Source organism: Polyangium spumosum (assembly GCF_009649845.1).
GTDB classification, from domain to species: Bacteria; Myxococcota_A; Polyangia; order Polyangiales; family Polyangiaceae; genus Polyangium; species Polyangium spumosum.
This window is the reverse complement of record NZ_WJIE01000001.1, coordinates 1,085,728-1,102,980: the sequence shown is the minus strand read 5'-3', so window position 1 is coordinate 1,102,980 and position 17,253 is coordinate 1,085,728. Positions and strand designations below refer to the sequence as shown.

At 72.2% G+C, this 17,253-nt stretch carries 11 protein-coding genes; 7 read left to right on the top strand and 4 right to left on the bottom strand.

Annotation, left to right across the window (positions count from 1 at the left end; genetic code table 11):
- Positions 1-9 precede the first annotated feature (9 nt).
- Together GF068_RS04660 and GF068_RS04655 are read right to left on the bottom strand one after the other, a co-directional pair.
- Positions 10-1,227 (bottom strand): hypothetical protein, encoded by a 1,218-nt coding sequence (locus tag GF068_RS04660; RefSeq protein WP_153818037.1) that lies wholly within the window; start codon positions 1,225-1,227, stop codon positions 10-12.
- Positions 1,224-1,535 (bottom strand): hypothetical protein, encoded by a 312-nt coding sequence (locus GF068_RS04655; protein ID WP_153818036.1) that lies wholly within the window; start codon positions 1,533-1,535, stop codon positions 1,224-1,226. Before GF068_RS04655 ends, GF068_RS04660 begins: the two co-directional genes overlap by 4 nt.
- Positions 1,536-1,873: 338 nt before the next feature.
- On the opposite strand from GF068_RS04655, the gene GF068_RS04650 reads away from it, so the two are divergent.
- The 3 genes from GF068_RS04650 to GF068_RS04640 are packed head-to-tail and all read left to right on the top strand — an operon-like array spanning position 1,874 to position 9,942.
- The gene (locus GF068_RS04650; protein ID WP_170319303.1) at positions 1,874-5,110 is read left to right on the top strand and encodes a protein kinase domain-containing protein; all 3,237 of its coding nucleotides are present in this window, start codon (positions 1,874-1,876) and stop codon (positions 5,108-5,110) included.
- A 34-nt stretch (positions 5,111-5,144) separates the two neighbouring features.
- Positions 5,145-5,387: a hypothetical protein gene (locus GF068_RS04645; RefSeq protein ID WP_153818034.1), complete on the top strand. Its 243-nt coding sequence runs from the start codon at positions 5,145-5,147 to the stop codon at positions 5,385-5,387.
- A 7-nt stretch (positions 5,388-5,394) separates the two neighbouring features.
- Entirely contained in the window at positions 5,395-9,942 is a 4,548-nt protein-coding gene (locus GF068_RS04640; RefSeq protein WP_153818033.1) for a serine/threonine-protein kinase, read from the top strand.
- Between the two features lie 10 nt (positions 9,943-9,952).
- On the opposite strand, the gene GF068_RS04635 is transcribed toward GF068_RS04640, so the two are convergent.
- On the bottom strand, positions 9,953-10,285 hold the full coding sequence (locus GF068_RS04635; RefSeq protein ID WP_153818032.1) for an FKBP-type peptidyl-prolyl cis-trans isomerase: 333 nt from the start codon (positions 10,283-10,285) through the stop codon (positions 9,953-9,955).
- A gap of 134 nt (positions 10,286-10,419) precedes the next feature.
- On the opposite strand from GF068_RS04635, the gene GF068_RS04630 reads away from it, so the two are divergent.
- The 4 genes from GF068_RS04630 to GF068_RS04615 all read left to right on the top strand — a co-directional run bounded on the left by GF068_RS04630 (position 10,420) and on the right by GF068_RS04615 (position 16,563).
- Positions 10,420-11,157 carry an SDR family oxidoreductase gene (locus tag GF068_RS04630; protein WP_153818031.1) on the top strand — a complete coding sequence of 246 codons (738 nt, stop codon included), beginning with the start codon at positions 10,420-10,422 and terminating at the stop codon, positions 11,155-11,157.
- 84 nt (positions 11,158-11,241) lie between these two features.
- Entirely contained in the window at positions 11,242-12,807 is a 1,566-nt protein-coding gene (locus tag GF068_RS04625; RefSeq protein ID WP_170319302.1) for a glycoside hydrolase family 1 protein, read from the top strand.
- A 131-nt stretch (positions 12,808-12,938) separates the two neighbouring features.
- Complete coding sequence (locus tag GF068_RS04620; RefSeq protein WP_170319301.1) at positions 12,939-13,580, top strand: S1 family peptidase; 642 nt, start codon at positions 12,939-12,941, stop codon at positions 13,578-13,580.
- 19 nt (positions 13,581-13,599) lie between these two features.
- Positions 13,600-16,563: a hypothetical protein gene (locus GF068_RS04615; protein WP_153818028.1), complete on the top strand. Its 2,964-nt coding sequence runs from the start codon at positions 13,600-13,602 to the stop codon at positions 16,561-16,563.
- Here the strand turns inward: GF068_RS04615 and GF068_RS04610 are convergent, their stop codons facing one another.
- Positions 16,564-17,253, bottom strand: coding sequence for an SDR family oxidoreductase (locus tag GF068_RS04610; protein WP_153818027.1), 690 nt, complete (start codon positions 17,251-17,253; stop codon positions 16,564-16,566). It abuts the gene before it with no gap.

Here is a 17,253-nt window from a genome sequence, read left to right as displayed (position 1 = left end):
CGCGCGCCGTCAGGGCACTTCGGCGACGACGTTGATCGGGTCGGAGACGCAGTCGGGGGCCGAGAGGAGGCGGGGCGTGACGTGGAGGCGGGCCGCGCCTTCGGACTTGGGCAAGGCGGGGATGACCGTGGCGGGATCCGGCTCTTCCTGCAGCGTCACGCTGGCCTGCTCGATGGCGAGGTGCTCGCTGCCTTCGACGCGTAGATCGACCGGCATCTTCATGCGGACGCGGTTCACGTCGAAGGCGCTGACCTCGAAGAGGTCGGCCTCGAAGCCGATGGTGGCGGTGCTCTGGAGCGCGCGCACGCGGAGCAGGCGCGGCTCCGGATCGACGACGACCCTCGGGCCCGGATCGATCTGCTTCTGGCCCGAGGTGACCGCGAAGTTGGCCTCGCCGCCGATGTCGCTGAAGCAGAGGTGGAAGCGCTCGCTCTCGCCGGTCGGGCCGAGCAGGACACGCAGGCGCGTGCGGCGCTCGGCGCAGTCTTCCGTGGTGGAGAGGGCGGCCTCGCTGAAGAGCGACTCGACGATGACGGGCGCGTCCTCGACGACGCCGGGCGCGTTCGAGGGCGGCGTGGCGCGGACGTAGGCCTCGCGGGAGCGGATGGCGCCGGGCCGCCACTTGGAGCCGAGATCATCGGGCAGCGGGCCGACGGTGCACGTGAGCGCGAGGAAGGTCGGCAGGACCCGCGCGCCGTCGAGGGACTCGTCGAGGCCGGCGACGAGCATCGTGAAGTTCGTCGCGGACGCGGGCAGGCCCGCGGGCAGGATCTCGACGGCCTCTTCCTTCGTTTGCTCGGCCCAGCTCACGAGGATCGAGGCCTCGCCGGACCAGTCGCTCTCGGAGGCGACGACAAAACGCGCGTAGCCCTCGCTCGACGCGGTGCACCGGAACGCGCCTTCGATCTCGCGGCACGTGGGGCTCGTGTTCTCCTCGGGGTAGGGCCGGAGGACGAGGGCCTCGGGCGGGTCGACGCGGACCGTGACGAACCCGCCGTACGCGGGCGCGCCGCCCTCGGCGAGGAACAAGGTGACGCCGGTCTCGGAGGGTTTCTGGCGCGGCAGGACGGGTTTGCCTTCGGCGTCGAGCATGTCGGCGGCGAAGAGGGAGCCCGCGACGTGGACGCGGATGTCGACCTGCCCGTTCGGCGCGAGCGGATACCCCGGCTCGATGCAGGCGGTGAAGGCGAGCGCGACGAGGACGGGGAGGCGAAGGCGCGGGCTCACTTCTGGTAGATTTCGGTGTACTCGTTGCCGAGCGGGTGGCGGTGCCAGGCGTAGGCGGACTGCGGAAAGCCGTTCTCGTCCGTGTAGTCGCATTGCCCGAGCTCCCAGTCGGTGTGCCAGATGCTGGCGCCGGTCGTGGGGTCGACCGACATCGAATGAGCGGTCACGTCCTCCTCGGCCTCGGCGGCGCCGTGCGCGAGGCGCGCGCTCGGGTCGACGTATTGCTCGAGCACGTCGATCGGCACCCGCGCGACACGGCCTCCGGGCAGGGGGATCGAGAAGACCAGGTTCTTGTGCGTGTCTCCCATACGGCTCCTGACAACGTCGCGGCGGGGGCGTTCCCATCCCACCGACGACCGAGGAGCATACCGGAAGTCCCTCCCACTTGCGCAGGTCCACCGCGTCGAGGTTCCGGAGGTCCCCCCCACGACCTGGAGGTCAACACGTTGAGGTTCCGGAGGTCCCCCCCACGACCGGAAGGTCAACACGTTGAGGTTCTGGTCCTCCCCCCCACGACCTGGAGGTCAACACGTTGGGGTTCCGGTCGTCCTCCGGAGGTCCCGGCCACTATGCCGTTGACCTCGAAGGGTGAATGGTGGCCCGATACGCAGTGGCGGCACGGAGCCGCGCAGGGACGGGCCTACGTGTGACGGCGGAGAGCAGCGGGACGGACCCCCGGATCGGCACGCTTGCCGCCGGGAAATACAGGGTCCTGCGCCTCATCGGGCGCGGCGGGATGGGGAGCGTCTACGAGGCGCAAAACGTCGCGATCGGCAAGCGCGTCGCCCTCAAGTTCCTCCGCACGCCGGCAGGCGCGGACGCTTCGGTGCGGGCGCGTTTCCACAGGGAGGCGCGCGCGGTGTCGGCGGTCGAGAGCGCGCACATCGTGCAGATCTTCGACACGGGCGAGACAGAGGCCGGCGAGCCGTTCCTCGTGATGGAGCTGTTGCAAGGCGAGGACCTGGCGACGCGCCTCCGGCGCCGCGGTCGGATGAGCGTGTCCGAGGCCGTGGCGATCGCGGCGCAGGCGCTGCGCGGGCTCAGGCGCGCGCACGCGGCGGGCGTGGTGCACCGGGATCTGAAGCCGCAGAACGTCTTCCTCGCCTCGGCCGACGACGGAAAGACGCTCGTCAAGATCGTCGACTTCGGCCTTTCGAAGGTGCTCGGCGGCGAGGCGGAGCTCGTGACGCCGTCGGGCCTGTCGGCGCAGGATCCGCTGACGCGCGTGGGGACGCCGGTCGGGACGCCGTTTTACATGTCGCCCGAGCAGATCGAGGCGCTCGACGACATCGATCCGCGCACGGACATCTGGTCGATGGGCGCGATCCTGTACGAGGCGCTCGCCGGGGCGCCGCCGTTCTCGGAGCCGACGTTCGCGCGGCTGGTGATCGCGATCTGCCACAAGGATCCGCCCGATCTCGGGACCCTCGTGCCCGGGCTGCCCGAGGCGATCGGGCGCGTGGTGCGGCGCGCCATGGCGCGGGAGCGCGACGCGAGGTTCACGACGGCCGAGGCGTTCCTCACGGCCTTGCTGGAGGCCGCGCCGGATCTCGAGCGCTCGCAAGCGTTTGGTCCGGCGGGCGCGGGCGAGGCGCCGCCGCCCCGCGCGCCGCTGCCGACGTCGGAGGCGGACACGCCGATGAACGTGCGGCCAGGGCCGACGGCGCCGGGTGACGTCGAGGCGCCGTCCGCGAAGAGCGACAGCGGCGCGGAGGCGCCGGGCGCGGAGCTGCGGACGTACACCGTGGGAGGCGCGACGTTGTGGCTGAGCGCGTCGCCCGCGTTTTCGCTCTGGCGCGGCGAGGTGAACGCGCCCGATCGGCTACGCGTCGAGACCCGGGACGGCGGCTTGTTCGAGCTCCGGCTCGAGCCCGTGGGCGTGCTGCGGCTCGGGCGCGTGGAGCGGGTGGGCGACGAGCGCAACGAGCTCGTCTACCCCGACGTGGCCTCGCGCCTGGCGGCGACGCTGCGGCACGACGGCGTGCGCTGGTGGCTCAGGCGTCGCACCGAGTGCAGCGTGCCCGTGCAGGTCGGCGCGCACGCGCTCGGGCGAGGGGAGGAGGGCGCGCTCGTGCACGGGACGTTCGTGCAGGTCGGAGGCATGCGCGCGACGATGGTGGATCGGCGCTACGTGACGCCGACGGTGCCCGCGGGGACGGTGGATCCGACGACGGGGCTGCTCGGTCGCGCGGGGCTCGAGCAGGAGATCGCGACGTTCTTGCAGCGCAAGCGCACGGGCGCGTTGCTCTGCGTGAAGACGCAGCCGTCGGGGGCGCGGCCAGGCAGCGGGGGCGCGGAGTATCCGCCGGGCGCGCTCGCCGCGGTGGCGCTGCACCGCGCCTCGCCGAGCCTGGCGGTGGGCCTCGTCGAGGAGACGGCGGTGGTGCTCGTCGCGGGCGAGGCCGCGGAGGTCGCGGAGAAGGGGCGCGCGGCGGCGGCGTCGCTGCTCCGCGTGGCCGATGGGCGCTCGTTCTCGTGCGGGTACTGGACGCTCTCCGGCGACGGGAGCGACGCGGGGCGCGAGCTCGAGCTCGCGCTGCACGCGATGACGGCGTTCTCGGAGACGTCGGGGCAAGCGGTCGCGGCGCTACGCTCGAGCGTGCCGGGCGCGCGGATCTCGAGCGTGCCGGAGGTGCTCGGCGCGTCGATCGACACGAAGCGGACGACGCTGCTCTTCGCGATCGAGGAGCAGAAGGCGCTCTCGGCGGTGGGGCCCCACGTGGTGGCGGCGCTGGAGAAGGAGCTCGCGGCTGTCGCGGCCACGCACGCGGGGCAAGCGGCGGTCGTCGCGCCGCTCGCGCCGGGCGTCGTGGCGGCGTGCGTGACGCGGAAGGTGGACGCGGTCGCGCTGGGCAGCGCGGTGCAGTGTGACTGGCACGCGCGCCCGCCGATCCTCGACGGCAAGGTGGAGCTGCCGCGCACGCTCTCGTGGGAGGTCCTGCACGGCGACGTGCAGACGCGAGCGCAGGAGCTCGCGCGCGAGTGCGCCGATCCACACGGGGTGCTCTCGGCGCTCAGCGGCGGGCTGCCGTATCCGATCTCGGGCCGCGTGCACGCCGCGATCGCCGCGTCGAGCGCGATCGAGCGGGTGAAGATGCTCTTCGACGTACTCGAGGGCACGTGGCGCTTCATCGCGACGGTGCTGCTCTCGGCGTACTTCGCGCGCAGGCCCGCCGAGGGCGCGGCCGAGCCGGCGCCGGGGTTCGACGCGATGGTCGAGCTCTACCGGCGGCACGGCAGCCGCGACGGCTTCGCGCTCGGGACCTGGCGGGAGATCGCGCGGGCGGCGGCGAAGGGCTTCGACGGGCGCGACGATCCGATCGGCGCGCTCGTGCGGGACGTGCTCGGCGTCAGGCTCTCGCAGAACCAGACGTTCGAGACGCTCTCGAACCTGATGCAGGTCGAGCGCAACAGCTTCGCGCACGGGCACTACAACGAGGCGCGCGCGGCCGCCGATCTGCCCGAGTTCGAGCAGATGACGCGCACCTTGCTCCGGGCGCTCCGGCCGCTCTGCGCGTGGACGCTCGTCACGGTCGAGAAGACGGAGCCGGATCTCTACGGCGATCTGCAGACGGTCGAGTTCATCGACCACACGGGCGCGTTCAACACGGGGACACGGAGGCGGCTCGGGCTGAACAGCCCGATGCGCCTGGCGAACGTGACGTACCTCGCGCGGTGGCGCGAGGGGCTCGTGCTGCCGCTCGAGCCGTTCTTGCGGCGCGTGGCGCACGAGGAGAGGTTCGATGTGTTCTGGATGGAGCACTTGCCGCGCGCCGGGACGTGCCTCATGAGCTCGGTGGTCGGAGGCCCTTCCATCAAGGTGCCGTGCGACGTACGAAGGCTCCCGCCCCTCTTGCGGCTCGTGATGGAGCGAGCTTCCTGAGGACGAGGCGCGGGGCCTGCTGAACGAGGTAGGGATGCATCTTCACGCGACGGTTTCGATCTGGCAGCGGGAGCACGACGGGACGTACGTGGCCGAGCTGGACGGCTACAAGCTCAAGCTCACGTGGAAGCCCGAGGCCCCGGGAGAGCGGCGCGGCTTCTGCTGGGAGGCCGAGCGAGACGGCAAGGAGGCCGCGAAGTCGGACGAGCTCTTCGAGGAGGCCGAGGTCGCGATGGCCCACGCCGAGCATTTCGCGAAGCAGAAGGCCGCGTCGTAGTCCCAACATGAGCGCAAGAGCGCCGCGGGAATACGCCTCGGGTGAGCTCCTCGACGGGCGGTTCTTGCTCCTCGAGCGGCTCGGTCGTGGCGGGTTCGGCGACGTGTGGCGGGCCGAGGAGCTCTTGCCCGACGGCGCGCCGCTGCGCACGCTCGCGCTGAAGCTCCTCTTGCGGACGGCGTACGACGCCGCGCACTGGGCCGAGGAGGCGAAGCTGCTCGCCTCGTTCCGGCACCCCGCGCTCGTGACGATCTACGCGGCCGGCGTGCTGCGCGAGCCGGAGCCGCTCCCGTTCGTCGCGATGGAGCTGCTCGAGGGCAAGAACCTCGCGGACGTGCTGCGCGAGCGGAGGCGCGTGCCCTGGCGGCGCGTGCTCGGCTGGGCGCGAAGGGCGGCGGCGGCGCTCGACGTGATCCACGCGCGGGGCGTGGTGCACCTCGATCTCAAGCCGGCGAACCTGTTCCTCTCGAACGACGGCGCGCTCAAGGTGCTCGACTTCGGCATCTCGCGGCGGTCCGGATCGAAGGCGCCCGAGGTCGCGCCGCCGATGCTCGCCGACGGCGAGGGGCTCGAGACGGCGGCGTTCGTCGCAGCGCAGGACGAACGCGCGTCGCTCCCGCACGCGCCGTCGCGCTCTCCTTCCACCCGCGCGCAGAGCTCGGGCCGCGCCGTCGTGGGCACGCCGGGGTACATGGCGCCCGAGATCCTCGAGCTCGCCGAGCCCACGCCCGCGGCCGACGCGTACGCCCTCGCCGCCACGATCGTGAAGCTCGCGACGGGGCGCATGCCGTACGAGGACGTCGCGGACGAGCCGACGGAGCTCTCCGATCCCTCGGCGATGAGCGCGTGGTTCTCCGATCTGCGCGACGCGACGCTCCGCGGCCGGCTGCGGGATCTCGCGGCCGATCCGGCGGGCCTGCCGCGCGGGCTCGTGGCGCTGCTCGTCCGCCTGCTGTCCGTGGATCCGCAGCAACGAGGCGTGACGCCGGGCAAGCTCGCCGCGCTCTTCGACGAGGCGTGGGAGCGACCGTACGGCGTGATGGATCCGCCGTACGCCGGGCTCGTGCCGCTGCCGAAGGAGGCCGAGGGGCAGCTCTTCGGGCGCGACGACGACGTCGCGCGCCTCGGCCGCGAGCTCGCGTTCGAACCGGCGCTGGTGCTGTACGGGCCACGCGGGGCGGGCAAGTCGTCGCTCGCGCGGGCCGGCCTCGTCCCGCACCTCGCGCGCGCCGCGGTGGACGGCAAGGACGACTGGATCACGCTCTGCGTTCGGCCGGGCGAGCACCCCGATCGAGCGCTCGACGCGGCGCTCGGCGCGCTCGATCCGGCCCTCGCCGGCGCTTCGTCGGAGGAGATCACGCGCCACGCCGCGAGCTCGGCCGTGGGTGTCGTCTTGCTCGTCGATCCGCTGGAGGAGGCGCTCGCCGCGCCGGAAGGCACGAACACGCGGCTCGCGCGCCTGCTCGCCGATCTCGCGGAGGGCGGCGAGCGGCCGGGGCTACGCGCGCTCTCGACGCTCGGCGAGAAGGACGTCACGAGCCTCGCGAACCCGGCGTCGCCCTTCGCCGCTCTGCGCGCGGCGCTGCGCTTCGTGGGCCCTCCGCCGGCCGCGGCCGTGCTCGACATCGTGACCGGGCCCGCGCGGCTCGCGGGCGCGCGGGTGATCGGCGCGGACGCGATCGTGGCCGACATGCAGCGTGAGCTCCGCGGCGCGGATGATCGTCTGCCGCTCTGCGCGCTCGCGCTCGCGGCGCTCTGGGGGAAACGCGCGGGCCTCGTGCTCTCCGCGGAGAAGTGGCAGAAGCTCGGCGGGCTCGTCGGCGCGCTCGCCGCGCACGCCGAAGAGCTCTTCCTCTCGCTCGACGACGCGTCACGCGAGATCGCGATCGAGGCGGTCTTGCGGCTCTCGACGACCGATCACGGACCCCTTCGCTGGGACGAGGAGGAGCTCGTCACGGTCCTCGGCGACGACGGCGCGCTCGCGCGGCGCGTGATCTTGCGCCTCGAGCGCGAGGGCCTCGTCCGGCGGCGCGACGGCCGCGTCGAGCTCTCGCACCCTTCGATCGCCGTGCTGCCGCGGGTCGAGCAGGTGCGCAGCCGCGAGGCCGAGCGGCTCGTCTTCCTCGAGCGGCTGCGCGACGCGGCGATCGCCTGGGATCGAGCGGCGTACCACCCGGACTTCCTGCTCACGGGCTGGCTCTTCGAGGAGGTCGAGCGCAGGCCCACCTGGACGCGTGGCTCGCTCACCACGCTCGAACGCCAGCTCGTCACGAGGAGCCGTCGCCTCGCGCGGCGGCGCAAGATCATGAAGGGCGCCTCGCTCGTGCTCTTGCTCGCGCTGCTCGCCTCTGCGGTCGTGGGGAAACGCGCGATCGACGATCGGCAAGCGCGCGCCGAGCGAGCGCGCCTCGAGGCCGAAGAGCGCGCCTACGTGGCCGACGTCCTCTTCCGGTCACGCCGCGTCGACGACCCGTACCAGCGCGCGGCCTGGATCGCCGAGGCCATCGAGTTCGGCGCGGAGGATCCGGCGCTGCCGCTCGACCTGCTCCGCGCGGGATCGGGCCTGCCGCGCGCGCAGTTCCTCACGCTCGAGCCCTCGACGAACCCGGTGTTCCCTTGGGACGATCGGTGGCTCGTCGCGACACAAGGATCCACGCGGCTCGTCGTCGTCGATCTGCACTTCGACCCGTTCTACCAGGCCACGCCCGAGGGCGAAGCGCCGCCCGAGCGAGCGGAGCTGCATCCACGCACGCTCGTCGTGCGCCCTCACGACGCGCCGTTCGTCGAGCGTGTCCCGCTCCCCTTCGACACGGCGCTCGCCACGCGTTCGGTGACGGGCGAGGTGCGTATCTTCCGGCTACGACCCGACGGCGAGGTCGAGCTCGCGGCCATCGCGCCGCGTCGTTGCACGGGCGCGCTCGAGGTCGCGGACGCGGCGCCCGTGCTCGCGTGCCCTTCGGAGAGTGGGCTCTTGCGCTGGGATCTCCGCCGGCCCGGGGAGGTCACCACGCACCCGTTCCAGGGCATCGTGCTCGACGTCTCGCCGGATGGATCCCTCGTCGCGGCCGCGTCCGGATCGAGGCTCGTGATCTGGCGATCGGCCGACGGCACGACGAGCGAGGTGAAGGCGACGAGCGCGCCCATCCTCGCGCGCTTCGGCCCGCGTGAGCCGTTGCTCGCCCTCGCCGAGCTCGGCGCCTTCGAGATCTTCGATCCCGCGCGGCTCGACGCGCCCCTCTTCCGCGGCGAGAGCGTCGAGGCGCCCTCGTCCCTTCGCTGGGACGAAGGTGGCCTCGACGTCGCGATCTGCGGCGCCGACCCCACGAGCCCCGACAAGGCCCTCACCGGCCGGTACCACTACCTCCGCCGCGGCGGACGCGCGCCCGGCGATACGCCTCCGAAGGGCGCTCCTTGCGCGCCTGCGCCTCGCCCCAGGCGCCCGCGGCTCATCACCTCGCGGGACGAGGTCCCCGAGCTCGCGCGTGTCCCCATCGGCCCGCGTGATCTGCTCGGCGGCCATCGCCTCGAGGACGGCAGCGTCGTGACCGCCGACCTCGTGCTGCTCGCCGGCGCCACGAGCGCGATCGAGCCACTCGTGCAGTTCCGCGGCGCGGACGAGCGCGGCCATGAGGGCGAGCCCTCGAAGACGAGCTCGGTCCTCGCCGTGGTGCGCGAGAGCAATGACGTCGTCGCGTTCCAGGTGGACGACGAGGTCCGCTTCTACCGCATCGCCGATGGCAAGCGCGAGCTCGGCCGCAAGGGCAACCTCCTGCGCCGCTGCCAGGACGGCCGCGTCGCCGCGTGGGCGCGCGAGGGCGACACGTGGCACGTGTTCGACGCTCGCAGCGGCGCCACGATCGGGAAGGTCGCTCGCGAGCCGGGCCTCGTCCTCGCCGTGGACGAGGTGTGCCGCGCTCTCTTCACGCAGCGGCTCGACGGCGCGCTCGTGGTGACGTCCCTCGACGGCGCCTCACCCACGCCGCGCGTGATGGCCTCTGCGGACGGCTACGTGTACGACGTGCGCCCGAGCGCCGCGCGTGGCGGGGCTTCGGCGGGCCTGTGGATCGCGGTGAGCTCCGGCGCGGTCGCGCGGATCGACGAGGCGACGGCGGAGGTCCGGGTGCTCGGGTACGCGAGCCCGCGCGCGACGGCGCTCGCCGACGGGCCTCGGCCGGGCGAGCTCGTGTATGCGGACGACACGGGCGTCGTCGTGCTCCACGCGCAGGGCCCCGAGCGTGTGCTCGAGGCCTCGGCGGCCACGGTCTGGGAGGACGTCTCCGTCGCGCCGGACGGCCGCTCCATGCTCCTGCTCTCGGCGGATCGTGTGGCGGCGCTCGACGTCGCGCGGCGCGAGATCGTGGGCAACATGCCGCTGCGCGGGCGCACGCGTTTCGTGCCCTGGGATGCTGCGGGCTCCGTGCTCGTGTGGTCGTTTGATCGTCCCGGGGGCGTGGAAGGGGAGATCATCCCCCGGGGCCGTCCTCTGGCGGACGTGGTCGCGCGGGCGCTCTCGAACCTGCGCGTGGATCACGGCCGGCTCGGCATCCCGCAGTGAACGCGCTCTCTCAGGACACGCCGAGCAGCTCGACCTCGAAGACGAGCGTCGCGTTCGGCGGGATGAGCCCCGGGAAGCCGCGCTCGCCGTAGGCCAGGTGCCCCGGGATCGTGAGCTTGCGGATCTCGCCCACCTTCATCCCGGCCACGCCCTGGTCCCAGCCCTTGATCACCCTCCCGGCGCCGAGCGGGAACTGGAAGGGCTTGCCCCGGTCGCGGGAGCTGTCGAACTTGGTGCCGTCCGTGAGCGTACCCACGTAGTGGACCGAGACCGTGTTTCCAGCCTGGGCCTCTGCGCCCTGTCCTTCGCGGACTTTGACGATTTCGAGTTCGCCGTTCGCCATCTGAATCCTCCTCTTCGGGGCCTGGGGCGTATTCGACCGGCTGGCCGCTCGCTCGTCAAGCGAATCGGGGGCTCGACGTGGGAAAACGTGCCTGTGGGGCGCGCCCGCGTCGGGGGCGCGGTAGGCTCTCCGGCATGAGCGATCAGGAGAGCGGACGTATCGCGCTCGTCACGGGCGGAGCGGTGCGTGTGGGGCGGACGATCGTGGAGGCGCTCGTCGACGACGGATACGACGTCCTCATTCATTATGCGGCGAGCGAGGAGGCCGCGCGCGAGGCGCGCGAGCACCTCCTTTCGCGGGGCGCGCGTGTCGAGCTCCATCGGGCCGACCTTTCGGACCGTACGGGGGTGAGCGGCCTCGCGGCCCGGGCGCGGCGGTTCGGCGCGGGCAGGATCGACCTGCTCGTGCACAACGCTGCCAATTTCGAGCGGGTATCGCCGGACGCGCTCGACGCGGGCGCCTGGGATCGTGCGATGGCGTTGAACGCGACGGCGCCTTATCTGCTCACGCTCGCGCTCGCGCCGGAGCTCCGCGCGGCGAAGGGGGCCGTCGTGGCGATCGGCTGCGTCAGCGCGGAGCGGCCCTTCAAGCATTACATCCCGTATTCGATCTCCAAGGCCGCGCTCGTCTCGGTGATGCAGGGGCTTTCCCTGGCGCTCGCGCCCGACGTGCGCGTCAACGTGGTTTCGCCGGGTACGGTCCTGCCGCCCGAGGACGCCGACGACGAGCGGCGCGAGCGGATGCTGCGGAAGATACCGCTCGGGCGGATCGGCGAGCCTTCCGACGTGGCGCGCGCGGTTTTGTTTTTTGCGAAAAACCACTTCGTGACGGGGCAGGTGCTCGCCGTGGACGGCGGACGCTCCATTGTGTGAGGGTTCGTCGGGGCTGGATCATACGCAGGTTTTCCGAATTCCCTCACCCAGCGGTTTTTCCGTTCCATGATAGGTTTCGCCTTCATGAGAACCGTTTTCCGCCTCGCCATACCGATGATGATTCTGCTGGCCGCGTGCGGGGAGGACCCTCCGGAGGCCGAGGTCCCCGAGCTGGCCGAGGATCTTTCGTTTCCCGAGGGGTTTCTGTTCGGCACCGCGATCGGCGGTTTCCAGGTCGACATGGGCTGCCCGACGCCCGGCCTCGGTGGTTGCGTCGATAACGGATCGGATTGGTATGCGTTCGCGACCTCCCCCGCGACGACGGGCTCCGCCAAGGCATACCTGTCCGGGCAAGATCCCGCCGTCGTCGGCCCCGGGTTCTGGGAGCTCTACGACATGGATCTCGATCGGGCGCGGGGCGAGCTGCACAATGGCGCGTTTCGCTTCAGCATCGAGTGGAGCCGCGTCTTCCCGGCGTCGACCGAGGGGATCACGGGGTACGAGGCGCTGCGGGCCGTGGCGGACGAGGCCACGCTCGCGCATTACCACGCCATGCTCGCCGGCCTCCGGGTGCGCGGCATGTCCCCCATCGTCACCCTGAATCACGGTACGCTGCCCGGGTGGATTCACGACAGCGTCGGGTGCCACCTGAACCTCGCCGCGTGTTCGCCGCGGGGGTGGCTCGATCGCGAGCGCACCGTCGCCGAGATCGCCAAGTACGCGGCCTTCGTCGCGCGGGAGTTCGGCGCGGACGTCGATCGCTGGGCCACCCTGAACGAGCCTTTTGCGGTCCTGCACGCCGGTTACCTCGCTCCGAGCGTCGAGCGCAGCCATCCGCCGGCGGTGTCCCTCGCGCTTGGCGAGGCCAAGGAGGTGTTCGTCGCGCTCGTCGAGGCGCACGCGCGCATGTACGACGCGGTCAAGGCGAACGACGTGGTCGACGCCGACGGCGACGGAGCGCCCTCCGACGTCGGCCTCGTGTACGGCATGACGCCCGCGTCCCCGGCCGAGCCGACGAACACGCTCGACGTGAAGGCCGCCAAAAACCTGTTTTACCTGTACAACCTCGCTTACCTCGACGCCGTCGCGCGGGGGGAGCTCGACGCGGAGCTCGCGGGAAAGAGCGCGCGGCGCGCCGATCTGGAGGGCCGCATGGATTGGCTCGGCGTCACGTATCGAGCGCCCTTGACGGTGAAGGGCACGAGCGTGCCCTTGCTCCACGAGCTCTCGCCGCTCGGCACGTTCGATCCGTTCGACGTGCGCCCGGGCGCGGAGGACCCCGAGGGCCTCTACGAGATGCTCTCGCTCGCCCAGCGCAGCTATGGATTGCCGCTCTTCGTCGCGGGCAATGGGCTCGATCACCCGGAGGACGACGACGACGCGGGGCCGAGTTACCTCGTCCGGCACCTCGCCTGGGCGAGCCGCGCCGTGCGAGAGGGGATCGACCTGCGCGGGTATTTTTTCTGGAGCCTGCTCGACGGTTATGCCTGGAACCAGGGCACGAACCGGCGTCACGGGCTCTATGCGGTCGACCCCGCGGATCCGCAGAAGAACCGCACGCCGCGCAAGACGGCCGAGACCTATGGCCTCATCGCCGAGGAGCGCCGGATCTCGCCCGAGCTCCTCGTGGCGTATCCGGCGCCGCGATGAGGGCCGGGCCACCACGCGCGCCGTTCGCAGCAAACGCGCTTTCCGGGGGAAGGCGCGTTAAGATGAGGCGTGGTGAACGCCTCGCCCCGCCCTGCCCCTCACGAAGGCGCGCCCGCGCGAGGGCCCGGCCGATGAGCCACGTGGCGCAGATGCTCCGCGTCGCCGCGGCCGAGCCGGTCGAGCCTCCGCTCGACGGCCCCGTCGTCCGCGTCCGCGCGCGCTTCGGCAAGACCTGGGCGGCGCCGGGGACGGGCTTCTTCATCGCGGACTGGCTCTCCTCGGTCGTCACGGCCCGGCACGTCGTCGGGCTCGCGGGAGGCGCGGCGCCCTCGGAGGTCTCGGTCAAGGTGCTCTCGGGCGGCCGGTGGATCGAGCTCGAGACCGTCGCCATCGCGTTTCCGTCGGGCGGCGTCGCGGCCGACGACGTGGCGGTCGTCCGCGTGAACGCGCGCTGCACGAGCGCGCTGCGCATGGCCACGCTCGACGCGCCCGTCGCCGCGCAGATATGGGGGTATCCCCTGGGAAACGAGGCGCCGCGGCCGCCCGTGGTCGTGCCGGCGCGGGCGAGGCCGGCCGATGCGCGGGTCCTGCTCGATCGTCAGGGCCGCATCGGCATGAGCGGCGGGCCCGTGGTCGCGCTCGTCGGCGAGGGGCCACCCGTGGCGGTGGTCGGCATCTACCTCGGCCCCGGCCCGAGCGGCGGCGGCCGGGCCCAGGCGCTCGCCGCCCCGTCGGTGCTCGCCAGCATGGAAGCCGCGATGGCTTGCGCTTGATTGCTTGCAAAGAGACGCCATGAGGACGAGGACCAAACATTCGATCGTCGCAATCGGGCTCACGCTCCTCGGCACGGCCGCGGGTGGCGTCGCGAGCGCCGGGCAAGTCACGCTCGTCGACGTCCCTTCGGATCAACCCACGCCTCCCGCGAATGCGGCGCCTGCTCCGCTGCCCGTGATACCGGCCGGGAGCGGGGCCACGCGCCCGGACGACGCGGGGGATCCCGTGCAGGTCCACGTCGATCGTGTCGAATCGCTGGTCTCGTTCGCGCGCGCCTTGCGGGCGTCCTGCGCGGGCGGGGCGGGCGAGGATCCGAAGGCCGCGCTCGAGAAGGCCGCGGCGCGGCTCGTGGCCGAGCGCAAGGGGATCGAGGCCGTCGAGGCGCGGCAAAAGAAGCTCGAGCAAGACCTCGTCGCGAGGCCGTTCGAGGCGCGGACGGTCGCGGCGCTCGGGGCGGTGAAACGCGAGAAGAAGGCCCTCGAAGACGCCGCGCGGCGAGAGGTCGCGGGCAAGGTCGACGAGGCGGCGCGTGGCCTCGTGGGATTACGCGGCGAGCTCTGCGCCGAGCTCTGCGGGGCAGGGGACACGGCCTCGTCGCCGGTCGACATGTGCGAGTTCTCGTCACCCGCGCTGGCGAATGCGGCCGTGATCGCGGACCACCGCTCCGTCGAGGCCGTCGCGCGTCACGTGGCCAGGAAATTCGCCCCGATCCGCGTCGTCCTCGCGGATCGGAGCGTCCTCTCCCTCGCCGAGATGGGCGAGGCCGATCCGCTCCTCGCCCGCCAATGGCCCCTGCTGGGGGTGCCCGCGGCGGCGACCCGGATCTTCACCGTGCAGCACACCGGCCTCGAGGTCGCCGCGTTCACGGCGGCCACGCTCGACGTCGGCGTCCGGGCGCTCGCGAGCTTCGTGGGCGACAGGGCCCGGCGCGAGGCGCTCGCGTGGTTCCTCGAGCGATTGCACGAGGACGCCTGCGGACGGGCGAAGACGCCGGCCGGCGCGCAGGGCGAACCCTATCGGGAGATTCGATCGTACTGGTTGCCCACGACCTGCGCCCTCTCCACCCGTCGCCTCGATTTCGCGCAATATGGCGGCGGCGAGAGCTTGCTCGGCGCGCTACGCGGCGCGGTCGCCTCCGACGTGAAGGGCTGGCCCGGCGTCGCGCTCGGCCTCGGCGTCGGGACCTCGTTGTGGGCCGACATGAACCTCGGCGGGACGCTCTTCTCCTGCGAGGAAGACCCTTCGGCCCCCCTCGTCTGCGAAACCAGCACGCCCGACCGCGTCACCTGCGAGGCCCGCGCGAGGCGGCGGCTCGCTTGTGGCGCGGAGGCGCGCCTGCGCGCGGCGGCCGGCAAGCTCGTCTCCGACCTCTCCACGGGCGCGAATGCGGCCTTGAGCCTCGCCCATTTCGGCGACGAGATCGACGGCGTGAACGGGTATCGTGTCTTTCGTGGCGCGCCCGGCCGGCTCTTCAGCCCGCGCCTCGAAATCGCGGCGTGCGCCGCCTCCCTCCCGCACGTCTTCCAGGAGTATGGCGAGCTCGTCCGGCAGACCCGGCCCGGCCGCGCCGAGGAGACCGAGGCGCTCCTGCTCGCCGCGCTCACCACGTCACCCGCCTGCTTCACCCTCGTCGGCCGGGGTTTTTCCCGGAGCGATTGCCCCGTGTTCTCCGCCGACCTCGACGCGCCCGCCGCCCGCGCGTGTCGCCGCAAGGACCCGAACCTCCCGGGCGACCCGGACGCGGCGCTGCTCACCACGCTCGAAGCCACGGGGCCCCTCGAAAAGCTCTCGACGATCGTGCGGTGGTCGAGCTTCGTGCGTCTCCCCGCGGCCGAGCTCGCGACCCGCTGGAGCGCCGTGCTCATGGCCTTCGAGGCCTATCGAGCCGCCGCGGAGGCGCTCCGCGCGCCGATCGATCCCAGGCTCGTGCCCCCGCCCGCCCTCCAGATCGGCGTGGACGTCGACGGCAAAAAGATCGGTGAAATCGTGCGGGCCCTCGAGGCCTACGCCCGTGACACGTCGCGGTTGGCGAGCCAAACGCGATCCTTCGCCCTCCAGCGCGCCGCCGTGGTCCTCGCCCGCGCGTCGCTCGACCTCGCCGTCGCCTTCGTCGCGGCCGGCGAGCGCCTCTCCGAGGCCGCCCCGCTCCCGGGCCTCTGCAAGGCGGCCACGTGTTCGCCCGGCGAGATCGCGCCGCACTTCGCCGCGGCGCGGGTCGAGCTCGGGCGCCTCGCGGGGAGCGTCGAGACGATCGAGGCGGCGCTCGCCGAGGATTGGGGGCGGGTCGTGGCGCGGGTCGTGGCGGCCGCGCGGGCCGATCTCACGCGGATGTGCCAGGACGAGGCGTGCAGGGAGCTCTGCGCCGCGGGGAAGGGGCCTTGCCGCCCGCTCGACGCGATCGCGCGCCACAGCGGCCTCTTCGCGTCGATCGCCTTCGAGGCCGATCCTTCGCGGATCGCCGAGGCCCTCGACGCGGCCGCCATGCCCATCGGCGGCTGGCGACGGAAAAACACGCCCGGCGCCACCACCCTCTCGATCAACGCGTTCCCCGGCATGTTCGTCGGCGGCGAATTGCGCTTCGGCACGTACGGGACCACCACCGAGCGCGGCGGCGTGCCCCACGTCGTCGCCCCGACCCTGACCATGCCGCTCGGCCTCGATTTCGCGAGCGGGCGCGGCGGTTACAACCTCGGCGCGTTCTTCTCGCTCATCGATCCGGCCGCTTATCTGCAATACGACGTCGAACGGAATGGCCGTCTGCCCGGGGCGCAGCTCCTCACCCTGCTCGCGCCGGGCGTCTACCTGCGCGCGGGCCTCTTCGACAGCCCCTTCAACCTCGGGATTTACGGCGTCTTCCGGCCCGGGCTCCGCGCCTGGGAGTCCGGGCTCAGCATGCCGGGCGCCCACGCCTTGCAGGTCGGCCTGGCGGCGAGCGTCGACGTCACGATCTTCGACCTGTTCACCGGCAAAGCGGCGGAGTGATCACCACGGGAGCGTGTGGCCGCGGAAATGGAAGAAGCCGCCCGTATCGGCGATCGTGAGCCGATCGACGAGCGCGACGATCCCCGCCGCCGACTCCTCCACCGATATCGGCGCATCGGGCCCGCCCATGTCCGTCTTCACCCAGTCCGGGTGGAGGACCACCACGGTGAAGCCCTCGCCGCGCAGATCGAGCGACATCGATTTGTTCGCCATGTTCAGCGCCGCCTTCGACATTCGATAGGCGTAGGCGCCGCCGTCCGTGTTCTCGGCGATGGAGCCCATGCGGCTCGACATGTTCACGATCTTGCGCATCGAGCTCCGCCGCAGGTGTGGCAAGAGCGCCGCCGTGACGCGCAGCGGCCCGACCGCGTTCGTGTCGACGGTGCGCGTCACGTCCGCGAAATCGAGGTCCGCGAGCGAAACCCACTTCCCGAGGATGCCCGCGTTGTTGATGAGCACGTCCACCGCCACGTCACCGAGCGCCGTGGCAAAGGTTCGTACGCTTGTGTCGTCACCTACGTCACATGTCAAGATACGCAGCCTGCCGCCCGCGCCCCGGCCGAGCGCCGCGAGCTCGCGCGCCGCTTCCGGGTTCCGGACGGCGGCGTCCACGTGGTCGCCGCGGTCGAGATACCTGCGCGCGAGCTCCAGGCCGATGCCACGGTTCGCTCCAGTGATGACGATTCGCAT